Origin of the sequence: Arthrobacter sp. ISL-69, from assembly GCF_018613775.1 — a bacterium.
GTDB lineage: Bacteria > Actinomycetota > Actinomycetes > Actinomycetales > Micrococcaceae > Arthrobacter.
Map to the genome: position 1 here is coordinate 1 of NZ_JAGGPO010000039.1, position 20,757 is coordinate 20,757.

Here is a 20,757-nt window from a genome sequence, read left to right on the forward strand (position 1 = left end):
CAATCAACCGCTTCCTGCGGCCGGTTGCATACCAGAACCTGCCCCAGGAACTGCTTCCGGCATCGCTGCAGGATGCCAACCCCTGGCACCTGAACCGCCGGATCGACGGAACGGTCGAAGCCGCCGCCGACGCAAAGGACGAGGTCAACGCATGAGCACGCAGCCTACGATCGCCAAGATTGAGGTAGTTCCCGTCGCAGGGTACGACAGCATGCTCATGAACCTCAGCGGCGCGCACGGACCGTTTTTCACCCGCAACGTGGTGATCATTACCGATTCGGACGGGCGCTCCGGCCTCGGCGAAGTCCCCGGCGGCGAGAAGATCCGCACCACGATCGAGGAGGCCGGAGCCTTCATCTCCGGCAAGCCGGTCGCCCGCTACCGTTCCCTGCTGCGCGAGCTCGCGGCGGAGTTCGCCGACCGCGACGCCGGCGGCCGCGGGCTGCAGACCTTCGACCTCCGCACCACCGTCCACGCCGTCACCGCCGTCGAATCGGCCCTGCTGGACCTTCACGGCCAGTTCCTGGGCGTCCCCGTCGCGGAACTGCTCGGCGACGGGCAGCAGCGCACTTCTGTCCCCATGCTCTGTTACCTCTTCTTCATCGGTGACCGCCGGCGGACGGATCTGCCGTACCTCGTGGAGGATGCCCCGGCGGACCGCTGGGAGAGGCTGCGCCGGCAGGAGGCGATGACACCCGCAGCGGTGGTTGCGTTGGCGGAAGCCGCGCAGGAGCGTTACGGGTTCAGTGACTTCAAGCTCAAGGGCGGCGTGCTGTCCGGCGACGATGAAGTGGATGTGGTCACCGCACTGGCCAAGCGCTTCCCCAACGCCCGGGTTACCCTCGACCCGAACGGCGGCTGGCTCCTGGAGGAGGCCATCCGGCTCGGCAAGCGGATGCAGGGCGTGGTGGCCTACGCCGAGGACCCCTGCGGCGCCGAGGGACGTTTCTCGGGACGGGAAGTCATGGCGGAATTCCGCCGCGCCACCGGGCTCAAGACGGCCACCAACATGATCGCCACGGATTGGCGCGAAATGTCCCACGCCATCCGCAGCAACGCGGTGGACATTCCCCTGGCGGACCCCCATTTCTGGACCATGCACGGTTCCGTCCGGGTGGCGCAGCTGTGCCACGAATTCGGGCTCACCTGGGGCTCGCACTCGAACAACCACTTCGATATTTCGCTGGCCATGTTCACGCACACCGGGGCAGCAGCGCCGGGCGAGATCACGGCGCTGGATACGCACTGGATCTGGCAGGACGGGCAGGGGCTCACCAAGGAGCCGCTGCCGATCAAGGACGGTGCGATCGAGGTTCCGGCCGCTCCCGGGCTCGGCATCGAACTGGACCGCGAGGCCCTGGACAAAGCGCACCAGCTGTACCTGGAACACGGCCTGGATGCCCGCGACGACAGCATCGGCATGCAGTACTACATCGACGGCTGGTCCTTCGACCCGAAGCGGCCCTGCCTGGTGCGCTAGAACCCGACTTCCGCACGGCCGGCCCTCCTTCCGCAACGGGGAGACGGCCGTGCGGAAAAGCAGACTTAAATAGAAGGGCGCATTTTGGGCGGCGTTGTCTCCGGAATACTGATCGTCTCCGCCGTCATTGCCGTGGGCTATGTCGCCGCACGGCTTCGGATCCTGGGGCCGGAGATCCAGGGCGCCCTGACCCGCACCGCCTATTACGTCACCAACCCGGCGCTGCTGTTCACGGTCGTTGCCGGCAGCGACATCCGAGCCGCGCTCGGAACGGACGCCCCGCTGGCGCTGCTCTCAGCAGCGATAGTCGGGCTCCTGTACTGCCTCGCGAGCTTCCTGTTCTTCCGCCGGCCCGCAGCCGAAACCGCCGTGGGCGCCATGGCCAGCAGTTATGCCAACGCCAACAACATCGGCATCCCGGTCTCGCTCTACGCCGTGGGTACGGCACAGCACGTTGCCCCGGTGCTCCTGGTGCAGATCCTGGTGATGGCTCCGTTCTACCTCACGGTGCTGGGGGTGGCCTCGGGGTCCAAAATCTCCTGGAAGAAGCTGCTGGTCACGCCCTTCGCCAACCCGATGATCATCGCCTCCGGACTGGGTGCGGTCGTGGCCCTGACAGGGTGGACCGCGCCCGAACTGCTGCAGAAGCCCATCGACATGCTGGCCGGCGGAGCCGTGCCGATGGTGCTGCTGGCCTTCGGGTTGTCACTCGCCGGCCGGGCCCCGCTGCAGAAGGGCGACGGCCGCACTGAGACGCTCGTGGCCACGTTCCTGAAGATCGCCGGAATGCCGCTCGTTGTGTGGGTCCTGGGCCGCTTCGTCTTCGGGCTGGAAGGGCAGCACCTGTTGGCCAGCGTCATCATGGCTGCCCTGCCCACGGCCCAGAACGTGTTCCTCTTCGCGTCCCCTTACGGCCGCGGCATGACCGTTGCGCGCGACGTAATCCTCTGCACCACGTTGCTGAGCGTCGGCGCGCTGTTCGTTGTGGCCTGGCTGGTTCACTAGTCACCGTGCTGCGGGCGAGGGTGGTTCGCGGCCGCAGTGCCGGTCAAGCTAATAATGTCGGTGCCCCCTGGCAGAGTTATCCCATGGAAGCCTTGGGGGAATCGGTAGCAGAAGGGGCATTGCGGTGGGGCGGACTGCCCGCTGATGCTGCCGCTGCCGGTCAACGGCCTCCCGTGCCCATCCTGTGCAGCGTGCCCGCGGACGTGTCCGACGGCGGTGGTTCCGGTGATTTGGCCTGGAGCCTTGAGCTGCTCAAGCGTGCGAGTTCGACGGCGGTTGCTGAAGCTGCGCTATTCAATTTCCGTGAAGCTGCTGACTTCGCCGCTGATATCGAGGAATTCTCCCGTGTCGCGGAGTACCTGCAGGTGGTCGCAGCCGGGGCCGTGGACCGGAGCCGGCGTCAGGCCGCAGTGGCTGCGCGCTCCGGCTCCGGCGGCTCGGGCGCCGTGGCGGCCTGGACCACGGGATGGGCTAACAGCTCGGGCACAGAGGCTGCCGCGGACCCCGAAACAGCGGACCCCTCAGCGTCCGAGTCGCGAGAGCCGGATCCGGCCGATGACGGGTCCCGGAACGCTGTCGAGTTCCTCCGGGCCCGGCTGCGGATCAGCGCCGGCGAAGCCCGGCGCCGTATCGCCCTCGCCGAAGCAGTCCTGCCCCGGGTGGGGTTCACGGGCCACACGGAGCACCCGGAACGTCCCGAACTCGGCGCCGCCCTCGCCGCAGGGACCATCGGATCCCGGCCAGCGACCATCATCACCGCGGCCCTGGACCGGGTCCGGCACCATGCCACTCCGGAAACCACCGCGCAGATGGAGCACTCGCTGACCTCCGCCGCGGAGGAGAGGGACGCCGATTTCCTGTCCCGGATGGCGCGGCACTGGGTCGACGCGGTCGACCAGGAAGGCACCGAACCGTCCGAAGCTGAACTACGGCACCGGCAGGGCGCGTTCCTCCGCCAACCCCGCCGCGGACTGCACCATCTGGAAATCTTCGCCACTCCCGACCAATACGAACACCTCCTCACCGTCATGAACACCGCCACCAACCCTAGGGCCCGCGCGGGTACTGCTGAAGCTGCTGACGGCGACGGAAACTGCCCCGCGGACGGTCAGGACACAGCACACGACGACGAGGCCATCCTGGAGACGAATTCCGGCGACACCGGAACGGCCGATCCGGATTTGGACTGGCGAACCCGGCCGCAGCGGCTCCTCGACGGCCTAGTCAGTGGCTGTAAAGCGGCTCTGGCCAGCGGAACACTCCCTGCAGCGGGAGGCCTCCGTCCGCAGGCCATGGTCACGATCGACTACCGCGATCTCCTGGACCGCCTCGAACACGCCACCGCCCAAGGACCGCGCTACCGCACGGGCACGGGGTCGTTCACGTTCACCGGCCCGGTCACCGCCGCCAGCGTGCGCAAAATCGCCTGCGACGCCGACATCATCCCCGTCCTGCTCGGCAGCCAGGGACGCGTCCTGGATATTGGCCGCACCACCCGGGTCTTCCCGCCGCACATCCGCAAAGCCATCACCGCCCGCGACCAAGGCTGCGCGTTCCCCGGCTGCACCATCCCAGCACCGTGGTGCGAAGCCCACCACATCAGTTACTGGTCACACGGCGGAGCCACGAGCACCGACAACGGCACCCTGCTATGCAGCCATCACCACCACCTGATCCACAAGGAACAGTGGACCATCCAAAACCGGGCCGGCGTGCCCTGGTTCATCCCGCCACCCCACATCGACCCACGCCAAAAACCACAACGAAACAGCTACTTCAGATGCTGACCAGCGGCCTCACGGTCGAATTGGTAAGCAGGCTCGTGTGAGTCGGCTTGCGAAAGACCAAATTCACCTCGTCACTTGTAATACAAGTTGGCTACTTGTAGCATAAGGAGTGCGGGCGACGTTGCCCACTTCCGATCCCGAGGAGCACCCATGAGCACCGTAGACCTCATCCGCCACGTAAAACTTTCCACTGCGAGACTTCCCCTGGCCGTGCCGATCAGCGATGCCAAGGTGTTCACCGGCCGCCAGAAGCCCATGACGGAGGTGGCCTTCCTCTTCGCGGAAATCACCACCGAGCAGGGACACAGCGGCATCGGCTTCAGCTACTCCAAGCGCGCAGGCGGACCCGCCCAGTACGCGCATGCCAAGGAGGTGGCCGAGGGCATCATCGGCGAGGACCCCAACGACATCGGCAAGATCTACACCAAACTCCTCTGGGCCGGCGCTTCCGTGGGCCGCTCGGGCGTAGCCACCCAGGCACTGGCCGCCATTGACATCGCCCTCTATGACCTCAAGGCCAAGCGCGCCGGCCTGCCGCTGGCCAAGCTCCTGGGCTCCTACCGCGACTCCGTCCAGACCTACAACACGTCCGGCGGTTTCCTCAACGCCTCATTGGACGAGGTCAAGGCGCGCGCCACCCAGTCCATCGAGGAGGGAATCGGCGGCATCAAGATCAAGGTCGGCCTCCCGGACAGCAAAGAGGACCTGCGCCGCGTCGCCGGAATCCGCGAACACATCGGCTGGGACGTGCCGCTCATGGTGGATGCCAACCAGCAATGGGACCGCGCCACCGCACTGCGGATGGGCCGGCAGTTGGAGGAATTCAACCTCATCTGGATCGAAGAGCCGCTGGACGCCTACGACTTCGAGGGCCACGCCCACCTGGCCAACGTCCTGGACACGCCCATCGCCACCGGCGAGATGCTGGCATCCGTGGCCGAGCACAAGGGCCTCATCAACGCCAACGGCTGCGACATCATCCAGCCCGACGCTCCCCGCGTCGGCGGCATCACCCAGTTCCTGCGCCTGGCCGCACTGGCGGACGAGCGGGGACTTGGCCTGGCCCCGCACTTCGCCATGGAAATCCACCTGCACCTGGCCGCCGCCTACCCGCGCGAGCCGTGGGTGGAACACTTCGACTGGCTGGACCCGCTGTTCAACGAGCGCCTCGAAACCAAGAACGGACGCATGCTGGTTCCAGACCGCCCGGGCCTTGGCGTGACCCTCAGTGACCAGGCCCGCGCCTGGACCACCGAGTCCGTGGAGTTCGGCGCGTAACCTTGAACGCATGAGCCGGAACCTGACCGCGGACCTCGCCGCCGACCTTCGCACGCGCATCGTTGACGGCGTCATCCAGCCCGGCGACAAGCTTCCGAGCGAAAACACGCTGATCGGCGAGTTTGGCGTCAGCCGCACCGTGGTCCGGGCAGCCCTCACCCGGTTGCAGGCCGAAGGGCTCGTCGAAACCGAACGCGGGCGGGGCAGCTTCGCGCTGACCCCGCCCCCGCACGGCGACCCGCTGGCTCCCGGAGGCCGTCCGGTGGCCAGCCTCGAGGACCGGCTCCACCTGCTCGAGTTCCGGATGGGCGTCGAGGCGGAGGCCGCCGCGCTGGCGGCCCGCAACCGGACGGACCGGCAGCTGAAGGCCGTTTTGAATGCGCTCGAGGAATTCACTGCCAGTGGCGACCACCCCGCCCATGCAATGAAATCCGACTACGAATTCCACAAGGCCATCGCCGCGGCGTCGGGAAATCCGTTCTACTCCGACTGCCTGGCATCACTGGGGCAGACCATGATCGCCATGCCCCGCACCCGGCTAATGACCGGCGACGAACACTACGCCCGCGACCACTTCGAACAAGTGGTCCACGAGCACGAATCCATCTACGCGGCCATCGCTGAAGGCGACGAACCGTCGTCGTCGGCTGCCATGCGCAGCCACCTGGCAAACTCGAGGCGGCGCCTCCGGGCCGGACGTCAGGAGGGCCGGTCCGGTCAGGCGTGATGGTCAGCGGGCCGGTCAGAACGTCTCGATTAGCCTAAGAAGCCGCAGGACAGCGGGGTTGGCTGTTTCTTCGTTCCACGCCAGCTCCAGGTCCACCCGGTTCAGCTCCTGGATGCCGTGCCGTCCGTCGATCTCGTGGAATTCCACTCCGGCCGGGGCGAAAGCCATGGCCGAAGCGGGAACAAGCGTCACCCCCAGGCCGGCTTGCACGAAGGCCAGGAGAGCCGGAACCTGACTGGCGTACTGGGTGATGTTGGCGTGGGCGCCGGCGCTGGCAAACAGCCGGAGCACCAGGTCGTGGAAGTACCGGGCCTCCTTGGTGGAATACATCAGCAACGGCAGCCTGTCCAGGGACCCAAGGGGCAGCGGCTCCCCCTTCGGCGCCGCCATGTTGCCCAGCAGTGAACTCCCCTCAGGCAGCGCCACCACCAGGCGGTCCTGCATGAGCGGCCGGGACACTACGCCCGGCCGGGCGACGATGGGCCGCAGCAGGCCGATATCCACACTGCCCTTCACCAGCCCGTCCATCTGGTCCGTTGAGACCAGTTCCCGGAGCACAAAGGACACTCCGGGCATCCCCTCCGCGGCACGCCGGAGCATCAGCGGCAGTGCACTCTGCCCCGCTATTGCCGTGTACCCCACCGTGATGGCGCCTGCCTCGCCGGAGGACACCCGACGGACATCCAGGTCCGTCTTGATACACATATCCAGGATCTGCCTCGCCCGCGGAAGCAGGGTGGCGCCCGCGGCGGTCAGCTCCACTTTCCGGCTGGTGCGGCCGAAGAGCTGGGTTCCCAGCTTCTTTTCGAGCATTTGGATCTGGCGGCTCAGCGGCGGCTGCGTCATGTTGAGCCGCTCAGCCGCGGCGCCAAAGTGGAGCTCTTCAGCGACGGCCACGAACGCTTCTAACTGGGGTAGGGAAAACATTCATACCTTTACTGAATTGTTGAGTGCACAAATTAGCTTGGACTTGGATCGATGACTCCCCTTATGGTCGGTGAACGGAGCAGGTAAATCAACCCCGAGCCAACCAAGGAGCACAGCGCAGTGGACCAGGCATACGATCCCGCCCAGCACATCAACCAGGCCAGGATTACGGGCGTCTCCATCACGCCGGTGGCCTTCAAGGACCCGCCGCTCCTGAACACCGTGGGCGTCCACGAACCGTTCGCGCTGCGAGCCATCGTGGAGGTCCGGACGGACGCCGGCGCATCAGGCTTCGGGGAAACCTACGGCGATGCAGGCCACATTGCCCGGCTGCAGCTCGCAGCTGCGGCCCTCCATGGGACGGACGTTTTCGATATCAACGGGCTGCGCAGCCGCATCGCCCAGGCACTGGAGCAGGACAAGATCCAGGGCGGCCACGGCATGAGCGGCATGGTCACCGGTTCGAGCACAGTTGACCGCGTGCTGTCCGCCTTCGATGTCGCAGCCCTCGATATCCAAGGCAAGCTCCTCGGCCGGCCGGTCAGCGACCTCCTCGGCGGCGCCGTCCGCGACTCTGTGCAGTTCAGCGGATACCTGTTCTACAAGTGGGCGGCCCACCCCGGCCAGGAAGACGACGCCTGGGGTGCGGCCCTGGATCCTGCCGGGATTGTGAAGCAGGCCCGGTCCATGGTGGACCGTTCCGGTTTCAGTGCACTCAAACTGAAGGCCGGCGTCTTCGCGCCGGAAGAAGAGATCGCGGCCATCCAGGCCCTCCGTGCGGAGTTCCCCGACCTGCCCCTCCGCATCGACCCCAACGGCGCCTGGACGGTGGAGACCTCCATCCGCGTGGGCAAGGAACTGGACGGCGTTCTGGAGTACCTCGAGGACCCCACGCCCGGCATTGAGGGCATGGCGGCCGTGCGCCGTGAAGTGGGCATGCCACTGGCCACGAACATGTGCGTGGTCAGCTTCGCGGACGTGGCGCCTGCCGTGGCTGCCGGCGCAGTGGACGTCATCCTCTCGGACCACCACTTCTGGGGCGGCCTCCGCCGCACCCAATTCCTGGCCGGCATCACCGAGACGTTCGGCCTGGGGCTGTCTATGCACTCGAACTCCCACCTGGGCATCAGCCTCGCCGCCATGGTCCATTTGGCGGCAGCCACCCCCAACCTCGATTACGCATGCGACACGCACTGGCCGTGGAAGGATCCGTCGGAGGACGTCATTGCCGGGGGCATGTTCACATTCGTTGACGGTGCCGTCAAGGTCCCCACTGGCCCGGGCCTAGGGGTCGAGGTGGACCGTGACGCCTTGGAACGCCTGCACCGCCAGTACTTGGACTGCGGACTCAGGAGCCGGGATGACACCGGCTACATGCACCGGCTCCACCCCTCCTACGAGCTTCAGAGCCCCCGGTGGTAAACGCCGGGGAACAGACTCCGGGCCGCCTGGAATCACTGAAGATCGTGGTCACGGACCCCATCATCAGCCGCTTTGAGGAGACGCTGCGGGCCGACGGCGGCACTCACCAGTGGGACATGGCTGCGGCTTGGACTCCTGAACGTCGGCTTAGCGCCCTGGCGGGCGCCGACGTCGTGGTTTGCTCCTCCCTCGGCCCCGCGGAAGCGGAGGCTGCCGGCCGCGTGCGGCTGGTCCACGTCACGGGTGCAGGCTACGACAAGATTTCCTTCCCGCACCTGGTGCCGTCAGCTCGGGTGGCCAACACCTTCCACCACGCACGGCCCATCGCAGAGCACGTCCTGATGATCACCCTGATGCTTTCCCGCAATGTTGCTGCCGCCGACCGGGACATCCGCCAGGGGCGGTGGCGGACCATCGCAACGGCCGACGACGTGCCGTTCCATCCCGTCCTCGCCGACCTGACGCTGGGGCTGGTGGGCCTGGGTTCCATCGGCGCTGAAGTCGCCCGCGTCGCCGGAATGCTGGGCATGAAGGTCCGTGCCGTGCGGCGCAATCCTTCGGCCGTTCTGCCGCAGGGAGTCCGCCTCGACTGGGTGGGCGGAAACCACGAGCTCCACGGGCTCCTGGCCGCGTCCGACGTCGTAGTGGTGACCGTGCCGCTGGATTCCGACACAGAGGGGATGATCGGGGCCGCGGAACTGGCTTCCATGAAACCCTCGGCGTTCCTTATTAACGTGGCACGCGGACCCGTGGTTGACCAGGCCGCGCTGTACGCAGCCCTGAAGGAACGGCGCATCGCCGGAGCAGGCCTCGACGTCTGGTGGGGGTCGCCCGCGGATGGCGTGGTTCCGCCCGCGGAACTGCCCTTCGCGTCCCTGCAGAACACCGTTCTGACCCCGCACCATTCCGGTCATGCACGCATCACCTTCGACCGCCGGGCGGCGGACATTGCCAACAACATCGGGCTGCTGGCGCGCGGCGGGGAGTTCGTGAACCTGGTGCCACGGCCCGTTAAGGCTACGTAGCCGCCAGGACCAACTGCACGATCAGCATGGCGCTTCCCAACGCCGACGCCCCCAAGGCCAGTGCCTTCAGGCGTGCGGCGTTGAGGAAGCGATTAACGAACCGGGATGCCGCGTAGCCGGCAACGGCCACAGGAACCATCCACAGCGCCAGGGAAAGCATCTCCGAGGTGACCGCGCCGGTCATCCACAGCATCACCATCGAAATCGACGATCCCACCATAAAGAACGCGCTCATGGTGCCGCGCAGCTTGGGACCGTGGTGTCCTTGCCAGACCAGGGCCATGGGCGGGCCGCCAATGGACGTGGCCGTACCCATGATGCCGGAGGCCGCGCCGGCAGCTATCAGGTTGGCGCGGACGGGGCGGGGCGCCCAGCCGCGGCCCGCCAGCACCAGGCCGGTCAGCACCACGGCCACCACTACCCAGGCGAGGCCTTCCCTGGACAGCGCCGTCACCAGCCACGCACCAAGGAAGCTCCCGGGAATCCGGCCCACCAAAGCCCAGCCCGTGCCCCGCAGATCCAGGCTTTGACGCTCCCGCACGGTCACCATCACGGTGACCAGAAAGGCGAGGAGGATCAGCGTGGCCGGAAGCAGCGCCGGATCCACCATCGCGATCACCGGCGCTGCGAGCATTCCCATGCCGAAGCCGCTGGACGCCTGCAGGCACGCGGCCAGGAAGATCACCCCGGCGATGACGGCATACTCCGCACCAGTCACTCGGGGCCCGTCACTGGGCGGCGGCAGTGGCACTGGCAGTGGCGCCGGTCAGGCCCTTGATGGAATCGAGCGGAAAATGGCACTCTGCAACATGCTTCGTGCCGTCAGGGGCCGCCAGGACCTGCGGTTCCGGCGACAGGTCAGCGCAGATGTCCTGGGCTTTCCAGCACCGCGTCCGGAAACGGCAGCCCGACGGCGGATCCAGCGGAGAGGGCAGCTCTCCCTGGAGGACAATCCTGTCCCGCTTGGTTCCGGTGACGTCCAACTTCGGGGACGCCGACATCAGGGCCGCAGTGTACGGGTGCCGGGGATGGTCAAAGACTTCCTCGGTGGCACCTGTCTCGATGATCCGGCCGAGGTACATCACGGCCACCCTGTCTGCCACATGGCGGACCACGGTCAGGTCGTGCGAGATGAAAATGTAGGACACCCCGAGCTCCTGCTGGAGCTCGTTGAGCAGGTTCAGGACCTGCGCCTGGACGGAAAGGTCCAGGGCCGAGACCGGCTCATCGAGGATGACGACGTCCGGATTCAGAGCCAGGGCACGGGCGATGCCAATGCGCTGGCGCTGACCGCCGGAGAATTCCTGCGGCGACTTGCGTGCATCGGAGGGGCGCAGCCCCACCATGTGGAGCAGCTCGCGGACCCTCGCTTCGCGTTCCCTGGACGTCGGGTAGAGGCCACGGTGGGTGGCCCAGGGCTCGGCGATGATGTCGCCGGCGTTCATCCGGGCGTTCAGGGAGGCGAAGGGGTCCTGAAAGACCATCTGCACGCGCCGCCGCCAGCTCAGCAGTTCCTTGCCGCGAAGCCCGAACGGGTTGGTTCCCTCAAAGCTCACGGTCCCCTCATCCGGTGTTTCCAGCATCATCAGGGTCCGCGCCAGCGTGGACTTGCCGCAGCCGGACTCGCCCACCAGCCCGAGCGTCTCCCCCCGGCCCACTGTCAGGCTGATTCCGTCCAGGGCCTTGAGCCGGGTGTTGCCGCTGGCGCTCTTGGCCACATGGAACGTTTTGGTCAGGCCGTCAATTTTCAGAAGCGGCTCAGACATTGTTGATCTCCTCGCTGAAGTGGCAGGCGGCGGTGCGCGCGGGCCGCGGCTCCGTGCCGGAAGGGACGTTCACGGGTGTGCCTGTGACCGGGGTGACCGGACGGAGCACGGGCCGCTCTGCCCGGCAGATGTCCTGCACCAGCGGACAGCGGGATTGGTAGACGCAGCCGGCGGGAATGTCGTGGAGCTCCGGCGGACTGCCGGCAATTGACTTCAGCCGGGCGCCGCGCTCCAGGTGGACGGGCACCGATTCCAGCAGCCCTTTGGTATAGGGGTGGCGCGGGTCGGCGAAAACCTCGGAGACCGGTCCGCTCTCCACCACGTTGCCGGCGTACATCACGGCCACGGAGTCGGCTTCCTCGGCCACCACCGCAAGGTCGTGGGTAATGAGGATGACGGCCATCTGGCCCTCCTCCCGGAGCTTCCGCAGAAGTTGCATGATCTGCGCCTGGACTGTGACGTCCAGGGCGGTGGTGGGTTCATCGGCGATCAGCAGGCGCGGGTTGAGGGCCACGGCCATGGCGATGAGGATGCGCTGGCGCATGCCGCCGGAGAACTGGTGGGGGTAGGAATTGATCCTAGATTCCGGCTCGGGGATTCCCACGCGCTTCATCAGGTCAATCGCCTCAACCCGTGCTTGCTTGGCGTTGAGGCCGCGGTGGATACGGAAGGCCTCACCCAGTTGCGTGCCCACGGTATAGACGGGGTTCAGCGCAGTCAGGGCGTCCTGGAAGACGATGCCCAGCTCGGGCCCGGCAAATTTGAGCCGTTCCTTGGCGCTGAGTGCGGCGAGGTCGGTGCCGTTGAGGAGGATCTCACCATCGGCCAGGTCGCAGACGGGATCCATGATCCCGGCAAGTGCCTTGGCCGTCATGGATTTTCCGCAGCCTGATTCCCCGAGCAGCGCCAGTGTCTCTCCGGCCCGGGCCTCGAAAGCCACGCTGTTGACGGCGCGGACTGTGCCGCGGGGTGTGCGGATATCCACCGCGAGGTCGCGGACCTGCAGTACGACCTCGTGTGCCTTCGCCTGCCCTGTTGCTGCGGCTGTGCCTGCGGTTGCGGCTGTTGCTGCGGCACGCGAGCGTTTGGCGGGCGCTTGGTCGGTAGCTGATTTCACGGCTTTGCCTCCTGGGCTGGGATGCGGGCGATCAGCCGCTTGCGGGGAAGTGCGAGGCGCCAGCGCTGGGCGGGATCGGTGACGATCCGCAGCCAGGCGGCGAGGACGTTGGCGGCGATGGTGGTGACCACGATGGCAACGCCGGGGAAGATCGACAGCCACCACGCGGTCTGCAGGTACTGCCGGCCCTGGGAGACCATCAGGCCCCAGCTGACGTCCGGAGGCTGGATGCCAATGCCCAGGAAGCTCAGTGACGACTCGGCGAGCATCACGTAGCAGAACTCGAGCGTGGCCAGCGTCAGGAGCGTCGGCAGCACCACCGGGATGACGTGCCGGACGATGATCGCATTGGGCTTGGCGCCGAACGTGCGCGCCGCGTCAACAAATGTCCGGCTCTGGAGCTCCGCCGACTCGGCGCGTGCGGTGCGCAGGTAGATAGGGATGCGGGTCAGGGCCAGGATCAGCACGATGTTTGCTGCGCTGGGGCTAAAGACATAAAGCACGACGACGGCGAGCAGCAGGGACGGGAAACTCATGATCACGTCGGCGATGCGCATGGACACGTTCTCCCGCCAGCCCCGGTGATAGCCTGCCCACACGCCCCACAGGGAGCCAACGAACAGGGCCACGGCCACCGCAGGCAAAGCGACGGACAGGGTGGTCCGGCTCGCCACGACCAGTCGGGCCAGCATGCTGCGGCCCAGCGAATCACTCCCCAGGAAGTATTCCCAGCCGTGCGCCAGCGTGAATGGTGCTTTGTTGGCGAACAGCAGGTTCTGTTTGGTGGCCAAATCGCCCATCAGCGCAGGGCCGACAAGGGCAGTCAGGCCGACGAACACCAGGATCAGCGCAGAGACGGTAGCAAAGCGGTCCTTGAGCAGGAGACGGAAGAGGCTCAGCTTTCCATCCTGTTTTCCTTCATTCTTTTCGTTCTGGTGTTCGTGGGCCACCGGCAGCTGCTCCGGCGCCACACCCTCAGTCAGTGAACTCTTCATGGCTACTCCTAAGCCTTAACCGTGACGGGACGGACGCGCGCGTCCAGCAGCGCGTACCCCATGTCGATGAGGATGTTCAGGGCAAAGATCGCGACGGCGGTGAGCAGGACGGCTGCCTGCAGGACGGCGAAGTCCCGCTGCAGGATCGAATCGATCATGAGCTTTCCGATCCCCGGCCAGCCGAAGATGGTCTCCACCACCACGGCACCATTGACGAGGCCCACGGTCAGGTCGCCGGCCACCGTCAGCGCAGGGGCGGCCGCGTTGCGGAGCGCGTGGTGGGTGACCACCCGGAGTTCGCCTGCTCCGCGGCTGCGGGCCAGTTTGATGTAGGGCTCCGAGAGGGCGGAGACCATGGATCCGCGGACGATCTGGACCAGCACGCCGAACGGCCGCAGGAGCAACGTGGCGATGGGCAGCACCCAGGCGCCGGCTCCCGACACACCTGATGTCGGGAGCCAGCCCAGGGTGATGGCGAAGACCCAGATGCCCACGATTGCCAGCCAGAAATCCGGAATCGAAGCGGCAGCCATCGAGACGAAACTTGAGATGCGGTCCGCAATGCCGTTGGGCTTCAGCGCAGCCCAGCAACCGACCACCAGGGCCAGCAGCACCGCCAGCACCATGGTGGTGGCGGCCAGCTGCAGGGTGGCCGGGAAGGCACGCAGCGCCATGGCCGCGGCATCCTGCCCCGTGCGCAGCGACTGCCCGAAATCGAGCCGGAGCACTCCGCCGAAATAGTCGGCCATCTGCACCAGCAGCGGCTGGTCCAGTCCGTTCCGCGCGGTGAAGTCGTCGCGCATCTGTTGGGTGGCATTCAGCGGCAGGTACAGGCTGGCGGGGTTTCCCGTCATCCTGGCCAGGGCGAACACCCCAACGATCACCACCACCAGCGGCAAAGCGCTGGAGACAATCCGCTTTCTCAAGTAGATCAGCATGGCTGTCCTTCTTTCCCGGAGGTCCGCGCTAGTTTGCCGGGGTCATTTCCGAAACACGCAGCTCGTCGCCACTGGACGAATTGGGCGTGTAATTCACGGACTTGGCCTTGCCGATGATGCCGGTCTGGTGCGAGACGTGGGCAAACTGGACAACCTTGTCGTTCTGGTAGGCGAAGACCTCCTCGAAGTCCTTCTTCCGCTCGTCGCCGGAGGCCGCGTCCGCCTTCTTGATCATGGCGTCGAACTCAGGCGTGCCGAAGTAGCTCTGCGCTCCGGTGGACAGCATGTACTGGTCAACCGTGAAGGCCGCATCACCGGCCTGGTTGCCGTGCTGGGTCATCAGGGCAACTGCGCCTTCGTCGTCCGCGAACGGGCGGACCTGGTACGTCAGGTGCTGGCTGGTTTCCAGCATCTTCAGCTTCACGTTCAGGCCGGCCTGGCTCAGCTGCTCCTGGAGGACCTGAGCCAGTTCGGTGATCTTGGGAAACTGTGCGCTGCGGACCACGAGTGAGATCTGCGCGGATGTATCAACGCCGGCGGCCTTTGCCTCGGCTACGAGGGACTTCGCCTTGTCCAGGTCGAACGGCCAGCCCTTCAGTTCCGCGTTGTGCCCCACGATGCCTTCGGGAACCAGCTGGGCGGCTACCTGGTGCTTGCCCTGGTAGAGCGAGTTGACGATTCCCTCTTTGTCGAGCGCGTAATTGATTGCCTGGCGTACGCGGATGTCATTGAGCGGGGCCTCGTTCGCGTCGAGCCGCAGGGCCACCGTCTCGTTGTTGGGGTAGTCGACGCCAAGGTCTCCGATGTTGTCGTCCGGGCTGAGCCCCATGGCAACGTCAGCTTCGCCGCTGGTGATCATGGCAGCGCGCACCGAACTCTCGGAACGCCACTGGTACTCGGCCTTGGCGTAGGCGGGTTTGTCCCCCCAGTAACCGTCCCAGCTGGACAGCGTGATCTTCTGGCCGGCGTCCCACTTCTCAATCTTGTACGGACCGGTGCCGATCGGCTCACGGACTTTCTCCGTGGCGCTCGTGGACGTCGGAACCACTTCGAGGAACGAAAGGCGCAGCGGCAGGATGGGATCGGGTTCGGGGGTGGTGACGGTCAGGGTGGTGGCATCCACGGCCTTTACGGCGAGGTCCGCGTCGCCGAAGACGTAGCCCTCCACGTTGCAGCCGAGCTTGGAGTTGACGGCTCTTTCGATGGTGAAGGCGGCGGCTTCGGCGTTGAAGGGCGTGCCGTCCTGGAAGGTCACGCCTTCCCGCAGCTTCAGGGTCCACTCGGTATCCGTGGTGGCTTTCCATTCAGTGGCGAGCTTGGGCTCGAGTTCGCCACTCTGGGGGTTGCGTTCAATCAGCGGTTCGGTGACGTTCGAGCGCACCACAACACCGGTGGAGGTCAGGTTCGACTCACAGGCTTCCAGGGTGGGCGGTTCCTGGCCGAGCACCACGCGCACCGTATTCGAGGAGGCGGCGCCGTCGTCGGAATTGGCCACTGAGCAGCCGCTAAGACCAAGCATCGCGACGGATGCCAGGGCCGGCCATTTGAGCAAGGCGGGAAATGGGGGCTTTGAAGAAGACGTCATTGGATTCCTCCGAATTGGGTGTTTGCGGCAGGGGGGCCTCTTGCACCAGTGGAACCGGGCAACAAGATCAGGTGTTTCGGGCCGCGCTGGACTCAAGCTAGTTGAGGGCCAAAGGCTCCACAAGGTTTTTGCCGGCTGCCCGGTAGGCCCGGCGGGGACCCCTCGAGGCGCCGGGCACCTGTGACAGGCACCACTTATCCCCGAAATCCGCGCGGTTCCGCCGGAGTAGCACCACCGATTCACTTCGGGCATCGATCCATGCCATTTACATGTTGGACGCGTATGGATCGGAAACCTAGGGTGCAGATATGAAGAACATCGCTGTCCTGCAGGTAGGGCCACTCATGCCAACCGTCCAACAATCCATCAGGAGCGGGTACGACGCCGTGCGGCTCCCCGACTCCACCCCGGAGCGGGAAGAATTCCTGCAGCACCACGGCGGGTCCTTCGAGGTTGCCGTGACCTCCGGAAAGTTCGGCGTCGGCCCGGACCTGATGCGCGCCCTGCCCAACCTTCGCGCGGTCATCAACTTCGGCGTCGGGTATGACACGACGGACGTTGCCCAGGCAGCCCAGCGCGGCATCACCGTCAGCAACACCCCCGATGTCCTCAACGACTGCGTGGCGGACACTGCCATCGCCCTGTACCTGGACGTCCTGCGCCAGGTGAGCGCCGCGGACCGCTTCGTCCGCCGCGGTGACTGGCTCAGCGAAGGCAACTTCCCCCTGGCCACCAAAGCCAGCGGCAAGAGGGTGGGCATCCTCGGTCTCGGCCGAATCGGGCGGGTCATCGCCCGGAGGCTGGAAGGCTTCGACTGCGATATCAGTTACCACAGCCGGAATCCGGTGGACGGGGTCAGCTATGAGTACAAGGCCTCACCGCGCGAACTCGCTGCCGGTTGCGACGTGCTGATTGTCGCCGCCGCCGGCGGGCCCGGTTCGGCCAAACTCGTGGACGCCGACGTCATCAATGCGATCGGGCCCAGTGGCTACCTGATCAACATCGCCCGCGGATCCGTGGTGGATGAGGAGGCCCTCGTAGCTGCCCTGCTGGCCGGACGGCTGGCCGGGGCGGGGCTGGATGTTTTTGCGGACGAACCGAAGGTCCCCGAAGACCTCCTCGCCCTGGACAACGTGGTGCTCCTGCCGCACCTCGGGAGCGGAACCCTCGAAACGAGGGCGGCCATGGCAGAACTTACCCTCGCCAATCTGCGGCAGTTCGTGGCCACCGGTTCGGTCCTGACTGCGGTGCAGGCATGAGCGTGGCAGTGGGCTATGTCGCCAGCCAGGAGGGCCGTGCCGCGCTCAGCGCAGCCAGGCCTCCCTCCGCCCCAACGAAGGCACTGACGCAGCGGACTTCATGATCGATGCCTCCTATGAGGAGGATGTGGAGCTGATAGTGATCGGCGTTCGGAGGCGCTCCCCGGTGGGGAAGCTGTTCCTGGGCAGCACCGCCCAGCGCGTCATCCTCGAAGCCGGCTGCCCGGTCACTGCTGTTAAACCAGACGTCGGCCCGCGCAGGGAAGCTGTGGCGGGGACCGCAAAGGCCGGCCACCCGTCCCACGCGGCGTGAGCTTTATTCATCTATACAGAGGATTTTCCCCACGCAATCTGTAGACAGCGCTGTCACGGATCTGGCGTCTGCCACCAAGAAATTCTTCCGGCGCGTCCTGCCCATCATGCTGGTCATGCTCGTCTGCAACCAGCTGAACCGATCAAACATCGGCTACGCCCGCGAGCACCTGGAGGCGGATGTCGGAATCGGCGCCGCCGCCTACGGCTTCGGTGCAGGCTTGTTCTTCATTGCCTACGCAATCTTTGAACTGCCCAGCAACGTGATGATGGAGAAGTTCGGCGCGAGGGTCTGGCTCACCCGGATCATGATCAGCTGGGGCATCGTTTCCTTCCTGATGGCCTTCGTGCAGAACGAAATGATGTTCTACGTGCTGCGGTTCCTGCTCGGCGCCGCTGAGGCCGGGTTCTTCCCCGCCGTGATCTTCTATTTCGCGCGGTGGGTTCCGGCCGGCCAGCGGGGCAAGTCCACCGCCTTCTTCATTGCCGGTTCCTCGGTTGCCGCTGCCCTCTCCGGACCCATCGCCGGAATGCTGCTCAGCCTCCAGGGCGCCCTCGGTTTCCGCGGCTGGCAGTGGCTCTTTGGCTTCGAAGGCCTGCTCTCCGTCGCCGTCGGCATCACGGTGTACTTCCTCCTGGACGCCAGGATCGAGGACGCCAAAATGGCTGACCGGCAGGGAGAAGACGGCCCTCATCAGCGCCATCGCCAGCGAGGATGCAGAGCACACCACCGGCAAGGACACAAAGGTCAACCGCTGGAAGATGCTGCTCAACCCGCAGATCCTCCTCCTGTGCGGCATCTACTTCCCAGTCCAGCTGTCCATCTACGCCAACACCTTCTGGCTTCCGAGCATCGTCAAGCAGATTCCCGGCACCACGGACCTGAGCGTCGGGTTCCTGTCCGCCATTCCGTGGGTCTGTGCCGTCTTCGCGATGTACTTTGCGGCCAAATGGCAGGACCGGGCCAAATCCAAGCGTCCGCTGCTGGTGGTGGCCCTGCTCGTCGCCGCAGTGGGAACGTTCGCGGCGGCCGTTGCCTCCCCTGTCCTGGCCCTCGTTTTCCTCGCCGTCGCCGCTATGGGCTTCAAGAGTGCGTCGCCGCTGTTCTGGACCATCCCGCAGTCGGGCCTGCATCCGCTGGTGCTCGCGCCGGCCATCGCGACCATCAACTCGCTCGGCAATCTGGGCGGCTTCGTTGCGCCGTTCGGCTTCGGCCTCATCAAGGAACAGACCGGAAGCGTTGTCCCGGGCATGTTCGCACTGGCGGCGGCTTCCACGCTAGCCGCCGGCCTGGTGTACTTCCTCAAGGAAAGGACGACGACGTCGGCCCCTCCGGCTGCTGAGGCCCCCGAAGGTGCCGCCTCAGCGGAAACCCGGCAGCCGGCCGCAGTCCGCTAGGCACGGGCACTGCGTATATATCCTCTTAAAGCAGAAGAACCCCGGTCCTAAGACCGGGATTCTTCCATTTGCGTGCGCGAGGGGGGATTTGAACCCCCACGCCCTTTCGGACACTGGCACCTGAAGCCAGCGCGTCTGCCGTTCCGCCACTCGCGCGCAACTTCTTCCACCCGGCAGGAAGCCCGATTTCCGGACTCCCAGCCCTGTAAAAGCAGCGAGATCAAGCATAACGGACAACCACGGCAAAACACCAATCGGGCCCTGCGGCTGTCCGTCCGGGCAGAAATGCGCCCCGGGCCGGGGCATTCGGATGATGCCGTCCGAACCGCGCCAGCGCGGGCCGGGTTGAACTATTCCGCCCGCCCCGGCGTTGTGCATTAAGGTCATTCACAGCCCTGCCCAGTAGTATCAGATGTAGGAGTGCCCGTCCCCGGCGCACTCCCGGCAATGTTGTGAACTGAGTTCCGAAACGTGTGCTGCCCCGCAGCCGTCAGGAGAGGAGAGGTGCCATGGGAATGCTGGACAAAGTCGAGCGCGGCATCGAAAAGGCCGTCCGCGGTGTCTTCTCCACCGGTTCGCGTGCCCAGGTTGAGCCTGTGGAAATCGCCAGCCGTCTTCGCCGGGAAGTGGATCACAAGGCCATCACCATCGCCGCCGGACGCACACTTGCCCCCAATGTTTTTGACGTCCGCCTCAGCGCCGACGACTTCAAGCGGGCACAGGAGTGGGGCACGCCCCTGGCGGAAGAACTGTGCGACGTGGTCATCAACCACGTCCGGAGCCAGGGCTACACGCTCCGCGGTTCGGTCCGCATTTCCTTCCGCCGCGACGAAGAAATCCGCGCGGGTGATTTCGAGATTGATTCAAAGACTGAGAACGCCTCCGGTTCCGCTGCTGCTCCGCCCGTGCCACGGAACAACGTCCCGGCTGCTCCGAGCCGGCAGCCGGTACGGCTCCAGCCGGTCCTGGACATTGACGGACAGCGATACTCCCTGAATGCCGCGTCCATCGTCCTGGGCCGGTCATCGGAGGCCGACATCCTGGTGGACGACACCGGGGTTTCCCGCCGCCACCTTGAAATCCGCACCACCAACGGCACTACAGAGGCCGTCGACCTGGGATCCACCAACGGCAGCTACGTCAACGGACACAAGGTCGTAGGCAGCGTAGACCTTACTGACGGCTCCACCATCACGATGGGACGGACCAAAATCATCTTCCGCCTTTTGCCCGCCAACTCCGGTGGCCGCCAGTGAGCGAACTGACCATTACGGCCCTGCGCTTCGGATTCCTCCTGTTGCTGTGGGTCCTTATCTTCAGCATCGTGTCCGCCATGCGCCGGGACCTGATGATCGGCCGGAAGGCCGCCATGGGTGCCCCGACTGCCCGCCAGGTACGCAAACATCCTGAACTGGCGGAAGCCGCTCCGCCGCCCGCGAAACAGCAGGCCCGGCAGCTGGTTGTTACAGAGGGTCCGCTCAAAGGCCACACCATCCCGCTCGCAGAGAGTCCCATCCTGTTGGGCCGCGCGCAGGAAGCCACGCTGGTCCTCGAGGATGACTACGCCTCAGGCCGGCACGCCCGGCTGTTTCCGCAGGGGAGCCGCTGGTTCATCGAGGACCTTGGCTCGACCAACGGCACGTATCTCAACAATCAGCAGCTCACCCGCGCCCTCCCGGTGGAGCTCGGTGTCCCCGTGAGAATCGGCAAGACGGTCATCGAATTGAGGCCATAGC

19 protein-coding genes, 1 tRNA gene and 1 pseudogene are annotated in these 20,757 nt (G+C 65.8%); 13 read left to right on the forward strand and 8 right to left on the reverse strand.

Going from position 1 to position 20,757, the window contains the following annotated elements; genetic code table 11:
* Window positions 1-151: 151 nt before the first annotated feature.
* From J7I79_RS21250 to J7I79_RS21270, 5 genes are all read left to right on the forward strand, one after another.
* Window positions 152-1,480, forward strand: a complete 1,329-nt coding sequence (locus tag J7I79_RS21250; RefSeq protein ID WP_214956735.1) for an enolase C-terminal domain-like protein — start codon at window positions 152-154, stop codon at window positions 1,478-1,480.
* Window positions 1,481-1,564: 84 nt separating this feature from the next.
* A complete protein-coding gene (locus tag J7I79_RS21255; RefSeq protein WP_214956737.1) occupies window positions 1,565-2,485 on the forward strand; it encodes an AEC family transporter in 921 nt (306 codons plus the stop codon).
* A gap of 83 nt (window positions 2,486-2,568) precedes the next feature.
* Entirely contained in the window at window positions 2,569-4,272 is a 1,704-nt protein-coding gene (locus tag J7I79_RS21260) for an HNH endonuclease signature motif containing protein (RefSeq protein WP_214956739.1), read from the forward strand.
* A 150-nt stretch (window positions 4,273-4,422) separates the two neighbouring features.
* Window positions 4,423-5,550, forward strand: coding sequence for an L-talarate/galactarate dehydratase (locus tag J7I79_RS21265; protein ID WP_104174645.1), 1,128 nt, complete (start codon window positions 4,423-4,425; stop codon window positions 5,548-5,550).
* 10 nt (window positions 5,551-5,560) lie between these two features.
* Window positions 5,561-6,277 (forward strand): FadR/GntR family transcriptional regulator, encoded by a 717-nt coding sequence (locus tag J7I79_RS21270; RefSeq protein WP_214956741.1) that lies wholly within the window; start codon window positions 5,561-5,563, stop codon window positions 6,275-6,277.
* 15 nt (window positions 6,278-6,292) lie between these two features.
* On the opposite strand, the gene J7I79_RS21275 is transcribed toward J7I79_RS21270, so the two are convergent.
* Complete coding sequence (locus J7I79_RS21275; RefSeq protein WP_214956743.1) at window positions 6,293-7,204, reverse strand: LysR family transcriptional regulator; 912 nt, start codon at window positions 7,202-7,204, stop codon at window positions 6,293-6,295.
* 120 nt (window positions 7,205-7,324) lie between these two features.
* Here J7I79_RS21275 and J7I79_RS21280 point away from each other — a divergent pair, with 120 nt between their 5' ends.
* Together J7I79_RS21280 and J7I79_RS21285 are read left to right on the forward strand one after the other, a co-directional pair.
* Window positions 7,325-8,626, forward strand: coding sequence for a glucarate dehydratase family protein (locus J7I79_RS21280; protein WP_214956751.1), 1,302 nt, complete (start codon window positions 7,325-7,327; stop codon window positions 8,624-8,626).
* Entirely contained in the window at window positions 8,620-9,651 is a 1,032-nt protein-coding gene (locus tag J7I79_RS21285; protein ID WP_214956753.1) for a 2-hydroxyacid dehydrogenase, read from the forward strand. The genes J7I79_RS21280 and J7I79_RS21285 overlap by 7 nt, the downstream gene beginning before the upstream one ends.
* On the opposite strand, the gene J7I79_RS21290 is transcribed toward J7I79_RS21285, so the two are convergent.
* The 6 genes from J7I79_RS21290 to J7I79_RS21315 are packed head-to-tail and all read right to left on the reverse strand — an operon-like array spanning window position 9,644 to window position 16,052.
* Complete coding sequence (locus J7I79_RS21290; protein ID WP_214956755.1) at window positions 9,644-10,369, reverse strand: sulfite exporter TauE/SafE family protein; 726 nt, start codon at window positions 10,367-10,369, stop codon at window positions 9,644-9,646. The genes J7I79_RS21285 and J7I79_RS21290 overlap by 8 nt on opposite strands.
* A gap of 10 nt (window positions 10,370-10,379) precedes the next feature.
* Window positions 10,380-11,417, reverse strand: coding sequence for an ABC transporter ATP-binding protein (locus J7I79_RS21295; protein ID WP_214956764.1), 1,038 nt, complete (start codon window positions 11,415-11,417; stop codon window positions 10,380-10,382).
* A complete protein-coding gene (locus J7I79_RS21300; RefSeq protein WP_214956766.1) occupies window positions 11,410-12,534 on the reverse strand; it encodes an ABC transporter ATP-binding protein in 1,125 nt (374 codons plus the stop codon). Before J7I79_RS21300 ends, J7I79_RS21295 begins: the two co-directional genes overlap by 8 nt.
* Window positions 12,531-13,529: an ABC transporter permease gene (locus J7I79_RS21305; protein WP_214956774.1), complete on the reverse strand. Its 999-nt coding sequence runs from the start codon at window positions 13,527-13,529 to the stop codon at window positions 12,531-12,533. The genes J7I79_RS21300 and J7I79_RS21305 overlap by 4 nt, the downstream gene beginning before the upstream one ends.
* Before the next feature lie 8 nt (window positions 13,530-13,537).
* Window positions 13,538-14,467 (reverse strand): ABC transporter permease, encoded by a 930-nt coding sequence (locus tag J7I79_RS21310; RefSeq protein WP_028272355.1) that lies wholly within the window; start codon window positions 14,465-14,467, stop codon window positions 13,538-13,540.
* Window positions 14,468-14,495: 28 nt separating this feature from the next.
* Window positions 14,496-16,052: an ABC transporter substrate-binding protein gene (locus J7I79_RS21315; RefSeq protein WP_214956776.1), complete on the reverse strand. Its 1,557-nt coding sequence runs from the start codon at window positions 16,050-16,052 to the stop codon at window positions 14,496-14,498.
* A gap of 308 nt (window positions 16,053-16,360) precedes the next feature.
* Between J7I79_RS21315 and J7I79_RS21320 the strand changes: the two genes are divergently transcribed.
* The 4 genes and pseudogenes from J7I79_RS21320 (at window position 16,361) to J7I79_RS24420 (ending at window position 19,021) form a co-directional block, all read left to right on the forward strand.
* Entirely contained in the window at window positions 16,361-17,311 is a 951-nt protein-coding gene (locus tag J7I79_RS21320) for a 2-hydroxyacid dehydrogenase (RefSeq protein ID WP_214956778.1), read from the forward strand.
* 100 nt (window positions 17,312-17,411) lie between these two features.
* A complete protein-coding gene (locus J7I79_RS21325) occupies window positions 17,412-17,624 on the forward strand; it encodes a universal stress protein (RefSeq protein WP_311380638.1) in 213 nt (70 codons plus the stop codon).
* Between the two features lie 115 nt (window positions 17,625-17,739).
* Window positions 17,740-18,207: pseudogene (locus J7I79_RS24415) on the forward strand (MFS transporter); the annotation flags it as partial.
* Window positions 18,208-18,385: 178 nt separating this feature from the next.
* Complete coding sequence (locus tag J7I79_RS24420) at window positions 18,386-19,021, forward strand: MFS transporter (protein ID WP_251043128.1); 636 nt, start codon at window positions 18,386-18,388, stop codon at window positions 19,019-19,021.
* A 73-nt stretch (window positions 19,022-19,094) separates the two neighbouring features.
* Here J7I79_RS24420 and J7I79_RS21335 read toward each other — a convergent pair.
* A tRNA-Leu gene (locus J7I79_RS21335) sits at window positions 19,095-19,177 on the reverse strand.
* 353 nt (window positions 19,178-19,530) lie between these two features.
* Between J7I79_RS21335 and J7I79_RS21340 the strand changes: the two genes are divergently transcribed.
* Entirely contained in the window at window positions 19,531-20,277 is a 747-nt protein-coding gene (locus J7I79_RS21340; protein ID WP_214956780.1) for a DUF3662 and FHA domain-containing protein, read from the forward strand.
* Window positions 20,274-20,756 carry an FHA domain-containing protein gene (locus J7I79_RS21345; protein ID WP_104174632.1) on the forward strand — a complete coding sequence of 161 codons (483 nt, stop codon included), beginning with the start codon at window positions 20,274-20,276 and terminating at the stop codon, window positions 20,754-20,756. The genes J7I79_RS21340 and J7I79_RS21345 overlap by 4 nt, the downstream gene beginning before the upstream one ends.
* Window position 20,757: the final 1 nt, after the last annotated feature.